The organism is Streptomyces flavovariabilis (assembly GCF_000725785.1).
Lineage (GTDB): Bacteria > Actinomycetota > Actinomycetes > Streptomycetales > Streptomycetaceae > Streptomyces > Streptomyces hawaiiensis.
The window spans coordinates 178,651-190,192 of record NZ_JNXD01000005.1 but is presented as its reverse complement, the minus strand read 5'-3'; the positions used below and the strand labels follow the sequence as shown (position 1 = coordinate 190,192).

Annotated in this window: 14 protein-coding genes and 3 pseudogenes; 5 read left to right on the top strand and 12 right to left on the bottom strand. The window is 66.8% G+C overall.

Annotation, left to right across the window (positions count from 1 at the left end; genetic code table 11):
* Position 1: 1 nt before the first annotated feature.
* From IO24_RS0111580 to IO24_RS47545, 3 genes are all read right to left on the bottom strand, one after another.
* The gene (locus IO24_RS0111580; RefSeq protein ID WP_031134694.1) at positions 2-658 is read right to left on the bottom strand and encodes a hypothetical protein; all 657 of its coding nucleotides are present in this window, start codon (positions 656-658) and stop codon (positions 2-4) included.
* Positions 648-1,070: a hypothetical protein gene (locus IO24_RS0111575; RefSeq protein WP_199808828.1), complete on the bottom strand. Its 423-nt coding sequence runs from the start codon at positions 1,068-1,070 to the stop codon at positions 648-650. Before IO24_RS0111575 ends, IO24_RS0111580 begins: the two co-directional genes overlap by 11 nt.
* Before the next feature lie 140 nt (positions 1,071-1,210).
* Positions 1,211-1,450, bottom strand: a complete 240-nt coding sequence (locus tag IO24_RS47545; protein WP_425274831.1) for a hypothetical protein — start codon at positions 1,448-1,450, stop codon at positions 1,211-1,213.
* Between the two features lie 873 nt (positions 1,451-2,323).
* Between IO24_RS47545 and IO24_RS0111565 the strand changes: the two genes are divergently transcribed.
* Both IO24_RS0111565 and IO24_RS0111560 read left to right on the top strand, forming a co-directional pair.
* Positions 2,324-2,518, top strand: a complete 195-nt coding sequence (locus IO24_RS0111565; RefSeq protein WP_031134690.1) for a ribbon-helix-helix domain-containing protein — start codon at positions 2,324-2,326, stop codon at positions 2,516-2,518.
* A complete protein-coding gene (locus IO24_RS0111560) occupies positions 2,515-2,907 on the top strand; it encodes a type II toxin-antitoxin system death-on-curing family toxin (protein WP_031134689.1) in 393 nt (130 codons plus the stop codon). The genes IO24_RS0111565 and IO24_RS0111560 overlap by 4 nt, the downstream gene beginning before the upstream one ends.
* A 57-nt stretch (positions 2,908-2,964) precedes the next feature.
* Here IO24_RS0111560 and IO24_RS42835 read toward each other — a convergent pair.
* Positions 2,965-3,291: pseudogene (locus tag IO24_RS42835) on the bottom strand (ISAzo13 family transposase); the annotation flags it as partial.
* A gap of 8 nt (positions 3,292-3,299) precedes the next feature.
* Here IO24_RS42835 and IO24_RS45940 point away from each other — a divergent pair.
* Positions 3,300-3,410: pseudogene (locus IO24_RS45940) on the top strand (IS5/IS1182 family transposase); the annotation flags it as partial.
* Positions 3,411-3,640: 230 nt separating this feature from the next.
* Here IO24_RS45940 and IO24_RS46315 read toward each other — a convergent pair.
* The 3 genes and pseudogenes from IO24_RS46315 to IO24_RS40555 form a co-directional block, all read right to left on the bottom strand.
* The gene (locus IO24_RS46315; RefSeq protein ID WP_234335200.1) at positions 3,641-3,961 is read right to left on the bottom strand and encodes a hypothetical protein; all 321 of its coding nucleotides are present in this window, start codon (positions 3,959-3,961) and stop codon (positions 3,641-3,643) included.
* A 109-nt stretch (positions 3,962-4,070) separates the two neighbouring features.
* A pseudogene (locus IO24_RS47540) lies at positions 4,071-4,187 on the bottom strand (polymorphic toxin type 30 domain-containing protein); the annotation flags it as partial.
* Between the two features lie 397 nt (positions 4,188-4,584).
* Positions 4,585-4,932 carry a PH domain-containing protein gene (locus IO24_RS40555; RefSeq protein WP_234335199.1) on the bottom strand — a complete coding sequence of 116 codons (348 nt, stop codon included), beginning with the start codon at positions 4,930-4,932 and terminating at the stop codon, positions 4,585-4,587.
* Between the two features lie 609 nt (positions 4,933-5,541).
* Between IO24_RS40555 and IO24_RS46310 the strand changes: the two genes are divergently transcribed.
* The gene (locus tag IO24_RS46310) at positions 5,542-5,841 is read left to right on the top strand and encodes a hypothetical protein (protein WP_031134686.1); all 300 of its coding nucleotides are present in this window, start codon (positions 5,542-5,544) and stop codon (positions 5,839-5,841) included.
* A 712-nt stretch (positions 5,842-6,553) separates the two neighbouring features.
* On the opposite strand, the gene IO24_RS0111535 is transcribed toward IO24_RS46310, so the two are convergent.
* Entirely contained in the window at positions 6,554-7,006 is a 453-nt protein-coding gene (locus IO24_RS0111535; protein ID WP_031134682.1) for a barstar family protein, read from the bottom strand.
* A 559-nt stretch (positions 7,007-7,565) separates the two neighbouring features.
* Here IO24_RS0111535 and IO24_RS0111530 point away from each other — a divergent pair.
* Positions 7,566-8,129, top strand: coding sequence for a peptidoglycan-binding domain-containing protein (locus tag IO24_RS0111530; RefSeq protein ID WP_031134680.1), 564 nt, complete (start codon positions 7,566-7,568; stop codon positions 8,127-8,129).
* Between the two features lie 326 nt (positions 8,130-8,455).
* Here IO24_RS0111530 and IO24_RS45140 read toward each other — a convergent pair whose 3' ends face one another.
* From IO24_RS45140 to IO24_RS0111510, 4 genes are all read right to left on the bottom strand, one after another.
* Entirely contained in the window at positions 8,456-8,596 is a 141-nt protein-coding gene (locus IO24_RS45140; RefSeq protein WP_157851247.1) for a hypothetical protein, read from the bottom strand.
* A 236-nt stretch (positions 8,597-8,832) separates the two neighbouring features.
* A complete protein-coding gene (locus IO24_RS0111520) occupies positions 8,833-9,990 on the bottom strand; it encodes an oxygenase MpaB family protein (RefSeq protein WP_031134678.1) in 1,158 nt (385 codons plus the stop codon).
* 91 nt (positions 9,991-10,081) lie between these two features.
* Entirely contained in the window at positions 10,082-11,137 is a 1,056-nt protein-coding gene (locus tag IO24_RS0111515) for a polyprenyl synthetase family protein (RefSeq protein ID WP_031134676.1), read from the bottom strand.
* A complete protein-coding gene (locus IO24_RS0111510; protein WP_031134674.1) occupies positions 11,127-11,405 on the bottom strand; it encodes a hypothetical protein in 279 nt (92 codons plus the stop codon). The genes IO24_RS0111515 and IO24_RS0111510 overlap by 11 nt, the downstream gene beginning before the upstream one ends.
* Positions 11,406-11,542 lie beyond the last annotated feature (137 nt).

Below are 11,542 nucleotides of genomic sequence, written 5' to 3'. Positions count from 1 at the left end.
GTCAGTTCCCCCCGGACTCACCCTGCTGCTGCGCCTGCTGGGCGCGTTCCTCGGGCGAGGGCCCGAAGGTGTTGTCCAGCGCCTGGTTCCACTGGTCCTCGGAGACCCCCGACGCGTCGATGATCGCCTGCGACCGCCGGCCGCCCTCGCCCTCGGTGAGAACCGTGCGGCCGGTGTCCTTCCACGTCTGCTCGATGTCCTCACCCGCCTTGTCGAACGACTCCGCGCTCCAGTCCGGGTTCAGGTAGTCCGGCGTGACGATGTCGCCCCAGCCCTGCTGGGTGATCTCCTCCTCGGTGGCGTGCGGGTTGCCGCCCATCACGGAGTTGACGCCCACCTTCAGCGTGCCCTCGACGTACTGGTCGTGCTCCCACTGGGTGCCCGCCGCCAAGCCGAGGCGGTTCGCGAGCGCGCTGGCGTCGCCCACCAGGGCCCGCACACCCCACTCCCACCGCTCGCAGAAGTCCTCGAAGTCGACCGAGAGGCCGTGGTGCCCGGCCTCCATCCCGGTCATCGCCAGCTCCGAAAAGCCCTTGCCCAGCACCGACCCGGTGGCGCCGCCCAGATCCCCGAGCCCATCGATGGTCGCGCCCACGCCCTGCGTGAACTTCGCGACAGACGCCTTGTCGAACTGCAGATCGGCCCCGTCACCGCCCATGACCACGCCCCTCCTTCGCCTCGCCGGAGTCGACGGCGACGCCGTCCGCGACGATGCCGACGACCGGCGGGAAGAACATCGACCCGTCCTCGGTGGCGATGTCGACGGCCAGGCCGGCGGGTTCGTCCAAAGACGGCACGACCTCGTCGACGATGCGCGCGCCCAACAACGCCGCGTAGTCCATGGGCTGATCACCGGACCCGTGCAGCAGAGCGAACCGGGCCAGTGCGGCCTCGTCGGTGAACCCGCAGATCCACCGCACCCCGCCCGACCACGCCGACCAGAGGCCCCCACCGGCCGTCGGCACCAGCAGAACCGAGCGCCGCATCTCACCGACCAGCGCACGAGGGTCACCGACTCCCCTTCTCTGCTCGGCGATTCGCTCGGCGAGCGCTGTCCTGGTCTGCCGCACGACCTCTCCCCGTCCTAGGTGACTGATGGCACCGTAGATCAAGAAGACGCACGCGAACATGTCGGCGGTTCTCCTGGAAGCTCATCATGGCCCTGCATGTCGCCCTCAGTTCGAGACCGCCGTGGAGACAGGGCCAGCCCTCACGTGCAGCGGGACGCGAGCTGGGGGAAAGCGTCTTCCCACACGGCGCGCACGGTACGGCCGACGAGTGTGCGCAGCACCAGCCACAGCTTGCGGAGCAGATCCTGGTTGAGGTAACTGGGCAGGTCATCACGCAGACCCTCGTGCAGGACAGTGCGGTACAGGACCATGCGCTGGCGAGGCTTGCTCATGTCGTACGAGGTCATCTCCGGCCGGGCCATGTGCAATGGCAGCTCCACGCCCCCTGGGCCGGGCCGTGCAACTCGTCCAGCGACTCCGGCAGCCGGAGCCGGAACTTCTCCCGGTACAGCGCGAGGTCCTCGGCGACTGCGCCCGAGACGTCGCTCGGCGTGGGTGCGGGCGGGCTGTGGGCTGGAGGGCGTGACTCCATTCTGGCGGTCTGAGAAGCGGTGCGGGTCATGATGTTCGAGCCTGCGTCCGGAGTGAGCAGGAGCGGGCTCGTGCGGGTGAGCTGGTCGTGGCGGCCCCTTCCGCCCGAAGAGGAGGGAGGGGCGGTTGGTCATGACGCTCATTTGACGCTCTGGGCGCCCGCACCCGGGACAGAGAGTCGATAGTGCGGCTCTGACCTGTGCTTTTCTGTGACTCGCCCAAGCCGATATCTTTCCGATGACGCATCATGTGGAGTGCGTTGCCATCCTCGAACCGGCGACAAAGGGCGTCTGACCTGCGGTTTTTTGGTTCGGGTGGGTCGTTCGACCTGTTTCCTGCGTGCAGCGGGCCGAACGGACGGGTCGACCCTCGCAAGCCTCCTGACCTGCGAATTCATGAGGGAGGCGCTTGCATCATCGATGCCTTCAGGGAGTCGTTCGGAGATTCTTGACGCTTGGATGACGCTCGAAGCGGAAGTCTCAACCTCCCGGACCTCTTCGGCTGTGGCCGTGCGGACCGGACCATCGGCACGGGGGGAAGCGCTCCGGTATGGGCGTCCCGCTGCACCTTTCCAGCGGCCGCGCGAGCTGCCATCCCGGCCTCAGGCTCGTCGGAGCCGGGAGCGCGGCCCGTCCAAGCCTCAGAACGTGGCGCCGTAGTCCGAGGTCTTGAGTGGCTGGTATCACCTCGCCACCTAGATACCAGTCAGGTATCATCACTGTATGGCGATGACACTCCGACTCCCCGATGACCTTGATGCGAAGCTCACCGAGCGTGCTCGTCGGGAGCGCCGCAGCAAGCAGGAACTCGCCATCGAGGCCATCCGCGACGCCCAGAATCGGGCCGAACTGGCAGTCGATGACGTGCTGGCCGACCTCATGAACAGCGATGCGGAAATCCTGGACTACCTGAAGTGACCGAGGTGCGCTACATCCAGATCGACGAGATCTTGGCCATCGCTCGCACGGTCAATGGTACCGAGCACAGCGTGCGTGACATGGGACTTTTGGTGTCAGCGATCGAACGGCCCCGGACCAACGTGTTCGGGGCCGAGCTGTATCCCACGCTGCACGAGAAGGCGGCGGCACTGCTGCACTCTGTTGCCCGAAATCACGCGCTGATCGATGGCAACAAGCGCACCGCCTGGCTCGCCATGCGCGTCTTCCTCCGGCTCAACGGCGTCAGCGCCAGTATTGCCCCGCCGCCCGCCTCCATTGCAGGACCGTTCGTCGAGGACGTCGCGCAGGACAACATCGATGTCCCGGTCATCGCCAAGCGCCTCTCGGCCTGGTTCCCCGTTTCCTGACGCACGAGACGTGAGCGTCGGTTCGGCAGTGAGCTTGCGGGTGGACTCGTACGTTCAGCGCAGCGGCGACATGGGATTCGTACGCACATCAGGCTCGACCGGAGACAGCAGCGCATCCCGCAGGGCCGGCTCGCGCTCGACCAGACGCTCGCGACCACCGCCGGCCCGGCGGACCCGACCCAGGGGAGCCCGGCCGGGCTCAAGTTCCCGCACGCCGAGCGACACCGTGCCCTCACGAACGCCTGCGGCGCGGGCAACCGCCCTGATTCCGCCGTGCTCCAGCGACCGGGCCTCCGCCCCTGTCAACAGACGGCGCTGTCACTCGTTCAAGTGAGGCAGAACCGCCGCGAACTTCGCTGCCAGTGCTGTCCGTTGCTCGCCCAACCCACCGCTACCGCCGTCTCAACCACCGCTACGAGCGGAAGCCAGGCAACTGCCTGGCCTTTCTCGGGCTGGCATCCGTCCTCTGCTGCTACAAACGACTCATCCACCTCACCACGTAGGACACGGTCTAAGTTCAACCACGTCCAGAAGGTCGCGACGGCCCACGCCGTGGCTCGGTCCGTAGGCCCATCGCGCCGCTCTGCGCACGGTGGAGGGGGTGGGGGCCGAAAGCATCGGGCGCGGCGGCAGCCGTGGTCAGGTGGTGTGCGGCGTCGGTGAGGCTTCAGCTCACTACGGCGCCGTACGGGCCAGGTCCCTGCCGATGGCTGTGCCTGTACGTCCAGGCTCTTCATCCTTCCAGCAGGTCGCTGACGTACTCGCGGAGTTGAGGAGGGAGGTCGGCGAGGACGAGCTCCTGCAGAGGTGCGATGTGCTCAAGGTCGACATGTCCGGTGGACGTCAGTGCGATGACGGCGTGCAGTTCGGCTTCCAGGGCGGCGTTCTCGCTTTCGCAGACTGCGGTTGCCGCCAGCAGTGTCGCCAAGGTCGACGCCTGGACGGGTGTGTACGCACCCAGGTGGTCGGTCACTTCGTCGGCCGCGCGTTCTCGTGCCTGTGCATCGGCTTCCGAAATCATTCGCGCAATACCGATGAAGTCGTGAGACTTCAATGCGAAACACCCGTTCGTCACCAGTACGGAAGTGGAAACTGAGCCGACCAGGGAATGTGTGGGGCATGGGCCGCATCCGGATTGTAGTGCGGACTGTTCGGTTGTGCACCTGTCGGTGATACAGGTTCCCCGCATCATCCTGGTACTTCCCGTCGATCGATATGCGGTAGATGCCCCTACGTGCCGCGTTGGAGTCGATGGGGGCGGTTCCGTCCTTGTCGTGCACCCCGGAAGCGTCATGTGGAGTGCTGGGCGACTCCTGTGCCCGCAAGAAGGGCCTTCATCTGCTGCTTTGTATTCCAGGTGGTCGATTCGATTTGTTTTGGCTCATGAAATGCGTTAGCTGAGGCTCGCTTGCGCATAACAGCCTGATCTGCAGCTTATAGGGCTGGCACGGGTTTCGCGGGCGACGTGGCGAGGCGGAATGCGGAATTTTGACGCTCGGATAACGCTCGAATTCGGAAGTCTCAGCCTCACTGATCTCTGCCGCCCGGACCGTCAGCACGGGGCAAGGGCTCCGGCTCGGGCATCCTACTGCGCCTCCCCAATGGTGGGTGCGAGCTGCCGACCGAACGCATCACTCGAACAGACCGGGAAGTGGGGCGCGTGAAGCTCATCGGACCTCAGAATTCGTGCACTACGACCCAGTAGTCGGATTCTTCGACCGAGGCGGCACACAGGTGGCGGCCGTCAACTGAAACGGCCATGAACTCGGGTGAACCCGTCGCCGCGCAGATTCGGGACGGGGGGTTTTTGCCGACTGGGTCCTTTACACGCACCCAGCCGATCTGGCTCCCACCAGGTACGGGCGGGAGGATGAGGAACTCTCCGTTCTCCCCGTAGAGCGAAGCTTGTGAGGCATGGCGATGCCACGCCTCGTCCAGTCCCTCGGCGGCGTGGGGAGTGGAGGCGAGGATTGCGGCGACCGGCTCCACCTCGAATCCGCTGACCGCGTAGATGGCGGCGTTCACGGGTGGGCCGTCAGGTGCCGCTTTCCCCGTCACCTCAAGTCCGCAGCGCCCAAGGGCGTCCAGTTACTCCGCTGCCTGCCGGTCGTTCATGATTCTGACCTTTCGTCGGCCCTTACGGCATTCAGTCGCCTTCGTAGAACAGGTCGTGGGTGAGGTATCGCGCGGTTTCAGATTTCATGGATGGCGACGGTCGGGTGCCGTTCCGCAGTACGACCGGGCCCGGAAGTTGCGCGGACATCGCCCACGCCCACCAGCTCGGGCTGGTCAAGCCCCTGGTTGAGAGACCTGCGGTGGAGATCCTCGCCGATGCCGACTACCAGACCCCTGGGTGCCCAAACCTGAGGTCGGATGGTGGCACACCGCATCACAAGTTCAAGAAGAACGCCAACTCATCAGATCGACATACCCGTTGGGATCACCCGGCAGAGGAACGGCAAGTCTTGATCGGTGCGCAGGCGCGAGTGTACGCCGACTGCTCCGGGTCTGGTTGGTCAGAGAGACGTAGGAGGGTGACGGTGGCTGCGCCTGTGATGCCACTGGGCACACCATCCGGCGGATCAGGCAACCGCCCGGAGACCGGCTGAGGCCGGCGGCCGAGGACACGTAAGGATGCAGATAGTGATCAATCGTAGGCCGGTGTGCCTTGGACTCCTTGCCACGGCCGTGGCCGACTTGTTGTATCTCGGGGGCACCGGTTGTGGTGGGGACGGAGACGAGGAGGCGGCCGACAAGGCTCTGGCGGGGACGCAACTGTGCGGTGGCGACGCGGTGTCCGCCCAGGCGTCCAAGGCGCTGAAGGTGATCACGGTATCGTCGCGGTTCGGGACGACGGCGGAGAAGTCCACCGTCGCGCGGGCCGCGATGGACCTTGTCGAGGCGTTTCCGTTCGCCACCGGGGGGGCGCGATGACGTCTGCCGCATCTACACGGCCGACGATGCGCCGTTTCGCGATCCGAGTCACCTGGGGGCTGGATGGCGGCCCCCCGACGGGGACTCCGGCCCCGGATTTCACCGTGCTGGATATAGGGGAGCGCACCCTGGCGGGGGCGAACAGGGCGTCGATCCGGTTCGCGTGCCGGAGCGACAGGCCCGAGGGTGACATTGAGGCGTTGAAGGACGCTCACGCGACCGTGGCCCACTCCTTCTCGCTGGCCATGGCCAAGGAACTGCGTTGCGAGAAGAACGGTGGGCTCCCCGCGCGGCCCGTGCTGGATCCCGCGTAGCCGCCGGCGTATGGGGAACCGACCATGACCAGGCGGCCCTTTCTGTCCGGAGGAGGGGCCGCCTGCTGTATGCGGTGCGCCACGGGCGAGCACGGGGCCAAGGACCATGTCTCCAGGGGGCACCGATTTCGCGCTCGCCCACATTTCCGACCCGGCCCGGCTCCCCGTACCGGACGGTGCGGAGAAGGACTCCTCGGCGAAGACCCGGTAAAGATCCGCGTACCGGTCGCCCACCCCTCGCCGACCGGGCTGTGCTGACCCGCCAGGACCTGTCGGTGAACGCTGGGGGCGTCCCCTGGCCGACGGTGGCGAGTGCCGCATGGGGGTCCTGCTGCCTATGCGCTGAATTGCGCACTGCCGACGCCGGGGAACTGGCGCGCTGTCAGAGGCTTCACTTGTCAGCCAGCCCAACTGGCCGAAGCTGCGTCGGGCGGGCACAGCAGTACAGCCTGAAAAGTGATCTTCTCCTGGCCCGGAAGTTCGGGCTGTTCCGCCCAGAACTTCACGGCGTCGTTCAGGGTGCGGAAGAGGATTTCGCGTTCCTCGGCGCTCTCCGAAAGTACTGCGTCGGCGTCGTCGATGGTAAGGAGGAAGTGCTTGGCGCTGATCCAGCGAAGATCGGTCAGACAGTCCCGCAGTGCGTTCCAGTTCCAGCCGAAGTGGCCCGGGAGGCGTAGTGCCTCGTGGAACTGAGTGAACACCCCCTCGGAGTCGTTCATTTCCTGTCCTCGCATTCGGGCCGAGTAGATCAGTCCGGTGGGAGGCAGGGCGCGCGCAACGGAGAGCGTGGAGTCGATCGGGACGACACGGACTTCTTCCTCGTTCCGTTCCCACCAGGTGGCGTTGCTCATTGGCTGGTCTCCATCACGATGTACGTCTGATCATGCGGCGGAGTGCAGTAACTTCCCGAATTCGACAGCCAGGGGGCGGCGTCTGCTGGCGTGTGTACATGATCACGGCCATGTCGGCGAGGCAGACGAGCACACCGGTGCTGGCCGGGTCGAAGCGGAGGATGTGGGACACGTCCCAGAGCCAGTCCTGGCGCGGTCTTCGTCGAGGTGCCTACGAGGCGGGGCGTGACGGGCCGCGGATCCTCCGGCAGGGTGGCGTGCCAGCGAGTGGGTGCTCTGCCTCGATCTTTCGTGACGCTCTGCCGCTTCATCTCCTCGACAATCCTCATTCTTGCTGTTCAGAGGCGCTTTTCATTCGTCTGACCACCCGTCGGACGCCATGCTTCATGAAAGCGCGAGGTGAGAAATAAGGCAGCCGTGACCTCGCGACCCGTCCCACTCTGTCTGATGGCCGGCGCCTCGAGGCGGCTCCCCGCACCTACCCTGCAATCTTCTAGGGTCTCCATGACGTCCCCCCGTGTGACCATGCACATGTAAAACACGACACAAGGGGGATCACGTGAACTTCCGGAAGAGTCACTTACGAATCGTCGCGGCCACTGTCGGCCTCGCCACGGCCGTCACGCTCGGACTCGGGGCTTCGCCCGCATCGGCGAAGGTGTCCGACGGATGGGTGCGCGGATACGACGCGTACGCCAACGACTGGGACGACGAAGGGGAACTCTCCAACCTCAGTCCCTGGGCCTCATCAAACGCCACATGCCTGTGGCAGCGCATCCTGTGGGCAGAAGGCGCCTCCGCCACCAACTACGACGGCAAGATCTTCGCGGTGAGCCACATCAACGGGGTGTTCAACTACCGGACCCAGTACACGACGATAGACCTCCAGAAGCGGTGGGGCCTGAGCGGTGACGGCATCGTCGGCAGCAACACGTTCAAGCGGGCCGCCAAGCAGCTCTCCCACGTCAGCGGCAGCACCAGTCCCGGCAAAACCCTGACCCTGCGCTATCAAGGGAAAGCCCACAGCTTCGAAGTGCCCCGCAACGCGGAAGGCAAGTACCTCTTCCGCGACGGCGACAACGGCTGGCGCCAGGCCGGATACAAGTACCGCACCTGTAGCTGACAACCCGCCACACGATTGATCTTGGTCGCGTATGGCGACATACGGAAGGCCGCGCGTGCTTGCCTGGGTTGTGAAGACTGGGCGAGCCGCACGGCCCACCCCGCACAAGTCGACTACGAAAATCGTGCCCGTCCACACGGCAGCCTGATGAATCCTTCACCAGACGTAACCCCAGGCCGACACGCCCCCGATACCAATCGCGCGGCAGCCCGTTAGCCTCGTTCGTTCATGAGTCCTCGTCGGTGTGCTGACGGGAACTCTGTGTTTGCGAGGTGGGGTCTTCTAGGGGCTGGGGGCGTGCGGACGACCAGCCGCATGCCCTTGGGTCAGGTGCTCAGGTCGAACATGTCGGCGATCTCGGTGTCCCGGGCGCCGCGCCGTTCGATGGCGCCGGAGTCATGGGCCGGCGACCATGCCTTCTTCGGGATCTTCAGGACGGCCTGGCGGATGGTGTCGGTGATGGTCATTCCGACGGAATACGACAGCCACCGGCCGGGCCTGGTGCGCCAGTCGAGGAAGTGATCGGTGCCGCCGGCGGAGTCGGGACGGATCAGCGTTGGCGTCCCCGCCGCAGATGTCTGGGGAGTTGGGAGCCCAAGGCTGTCGCGAGCGCGACATCCAGCAGGACCTTCCCGGGCGGCACGGCCTCGTCGGCTGCCGTCCGCACTGCTCAACGAGAAGCCGTCACTGAGCGCGCGGGTCGTCAGACCGTGGCGGTCGGCGGGATCCAGCGGCGGGTGCGGGGGACCGTGCTGGAGACGCCGTAGTCCTTCTTGAGGGTTTCGGGGATCGCGTAGTGCATGACGCGTCCACGGGTGAGGGAGGACAGCTCGAGGACCGTGGTGAGGTGGCCGAGGCGGTCCAGGGCCCAGGCGCCGAGCGGGGAGCGGTCCTCGATGCTCTCCAGGATGCCGAGGAGGTGGGGCACGGCCTTCACGACGGTGTCCCACGAAGTGCGCGGGACCTGGAGCCAGTCGGCGCAGGTGTCGCCGACGAGGTGGCGGATGAGGGCGGAGACGATGGGGTCGAAGAGGGTGCCGGGCACCACCTCCTCGTAGAGGTCGATCAGCTGCCGGGTCAGATGCGTGCCCTCCTCGGAGGGTCCCATGTGCCGGACCATGTACAGGTCGAGGAACTGCCGGGCCTCGTCGAGGGTCCGGGGGACGGCGTCCTGGTCGACGCCGAGCATGGCACCGACGACCCGCCACGCGTAGTAGTACGCCTCCGCGCCCTCGGTCGACATGTGGATGCCGAGGCGATGCAGGCTGTCCAGCACGAGCAGGGAGAAGAACATCTGCCCGCCGATCATGTCCTCCTGGCAGATCGGCGTGCCCAGTGCCGCTGTGTCCCACCGGTTCTCGCGAGTGAGGTGGTGGCGGATGGAGGCGTGCAGGAGGCGGACCTTCTGGGCGGCGGGGATGAAGCGGCTGCCGGCCTCGAAGGCGTCGGGCTGCATCAGATGGACGGTGAACTGGCCTGTCTCCGCCATCCGTTTGGAGGGGTACTTCAATCCGTGGGTGGCCGACAGCAGCTTCGCCACGTGCGGGACGAGGTAGCAGGCGGGCATGGAGGCGAAGGACAGCGCGGTGGAGATGTGCACGTTGTTGTCGATGAAGAACAGCCGCGCTTTCTCCATCTCCGCCCAGTCCACCGAGGAGGGCGGTACGCGGGTGGCCTCGAGGTACTCGCGCGCGACGTCGGGCAGCCCGTCCGGGAGGGGAGCGCCGGCGGTCGAGACGTAGCGCATCAGGGTGTTGAACTTGCCCACCTCCCCGCGTGCGAAGAGCTCGGCGACGGTGGCATCGGCGAGTTCGTCCCCGGCCTGCCGCAGGGCGTCCATCGATGCGTCGGTGTAGGGCATGGAAGGTTCCTCGGTTTTCTCGGAGCGGACACGACAGACGCGAGGGGCGCCGGCCCGGGACGACACGGGCTCGAGTCACCCCACACGGCGGTCAGGACAGGCGTACTGCCGCGGAGTGCGCCAGCGCGGTCAGCGTGCCGGCGGCGTGCGCCGGAAGATCCAGTTCGCGGAGGGCACCGAGGGCCTCCTCGACCCGTACGTGGATCATGTCCTCGATGCGGTCCGGCGCCCTGAGGCGGCGCATCACCTCGCGCACCGCATCCAGCCCTTCCCCGTCCGGGTCATCCCGGCCCAGAAGCGAGTGCAGCAGTTCCCGCTCCGTGTCGTCGGCAAGACGCCATGCCTCCGCCAGCAGCGTCGTGGGCCGCCGGCCGCGCACGTCGTCGGCATTGGCCTTGCCGGTGTGCTCGGGTTCTCCGAACAGCCCGAGCAGGTCGTCCCGGAGCTGGAACGCCTCACCCAGCGGCAGCCCGTACGCGGAGTAGCCCTCGCGCAGCCGCGCGCCCGCCCCGGCCAGCGCTCCACCGATCAACAGGGGCTGTTCGACGGTGTACTTGGCGGTCTTGTACCGGATCACCTTCAGCGATGCCTCGGTGTCCGGGCCTGCTCCGGTACGCAGGATCTCCAGACACTCGCCCGCGATCAGCTCGCGGGCCATCACCGCCCACAACGGGCGGGCCCGGACGAGATACGCGGCGGGCAGACCGCTGGTGGCGAACAACTGCCCGGCCAGTGCCATCAGCAGGTCACCCACCAGCATCGCCAGCGAACGCGCGGCGCCGTCGGCGTCCGCACGAGCCCCTACGGCCTCGCGTAGGGCGACATGGGCCGTGGGCTGCCCGTGCCGCAGCGAACTGTCGTCGATGAGGTCGTCGTGCACGACCGCGGCGGCATGCACCAGCTCCATCGAGGCCGCCGCCCGCACCAGCGCGTCGCTGTCCGGCTGCCCCACCGCCCGCCACCCCCAGTAGCAGAACGCCGCCCGCAGCCGCTTGCCGTACGCGACCGCTGCCTCCAGCCTGTCGGCCACCGCACCGAGCATCGGATCAACCGCCGCGAACTCGTCGGCTTCCCGGGCGACGAACTGCCGCAGGACCTCGTCCACGCGGGCCTTGAAGGCGTCCGGCTCCCACCGGTCAGACGTCACCGGTGGCCCTCCGGGCCAGGGCGCGCCGGGCGAGGATCTCCAAGTGGGCGGGGGGCACGGCCGCGTACCGGTCCAGCACCAGGCGGCCACGCGCCACGAGTTCGTGCTCGGCCTCCGCAGCAAGCTCTTCGGCGTCCGACCGGCGCAGCAGCCCTCGCACGGTCCCGAGCGCCGAACCCACCGTGCTCACCGCCAGATCGGCCAGCCCGGCGGCCAGGAGCAGAGCCTGTCCTTCTAAGCCTCCTCGGTGTCCCGCTTCCTGAGTCACGCCATCCCCCTCATCTGTCGTACGTCCAGGCAACCCTGGGCGCACACCGGTGCCTTCCGAGCATCGCGTCGCACCGGGTGTGACAGTGGAAGAACTCACGAACGGAGGATCCGTCCGCTCGGCCGTGCGGATCACAG

Coding starts and splice junctions, on each gene's coding strand:
- IO24_RS0111580 (WP_031134694.1), bottom strand. CDS start 658: ATGGGCGGTGACGGGGCCGATCTGCAGTTCGACAAGGCGTCTGTCGCG.
- IO24_RS0111565 (WP_031134690.1), top strand. CDS start 2,324: ATGGCGATGACACTCCGACTCCCCGATGACCTTGATGCGAAGCTCACC.
- IO24_RS46310 (WP_031134686.1), top strand. CDS start 5,542: ATGCAGATAGTGATCAATCGTAGGCCGGTGTGCCTTGGACTCCTTGCC.
- IO24_RS0111535 (WP_031134682.1), bottom strand. CDS start 7,006: ATGAGCAACGCCACCTGGTGGGAACGGAACGAGGAAGAAGTCCGTGTC.
- IO24_RS45140 (WP_157851247.1), bottom strand. CDS start 8,596: ATGACCATCACCGACACCATCCGCCAGGCCGTCCTGAAGATCCCGAAG.
- IO24_RS0111520 (WP_031134678.1), bottom strand. CDS start 9,990: ATGCCCTACACCGACGCATCGATGGACGCCCTGCGGCAGGCCGGGGAC.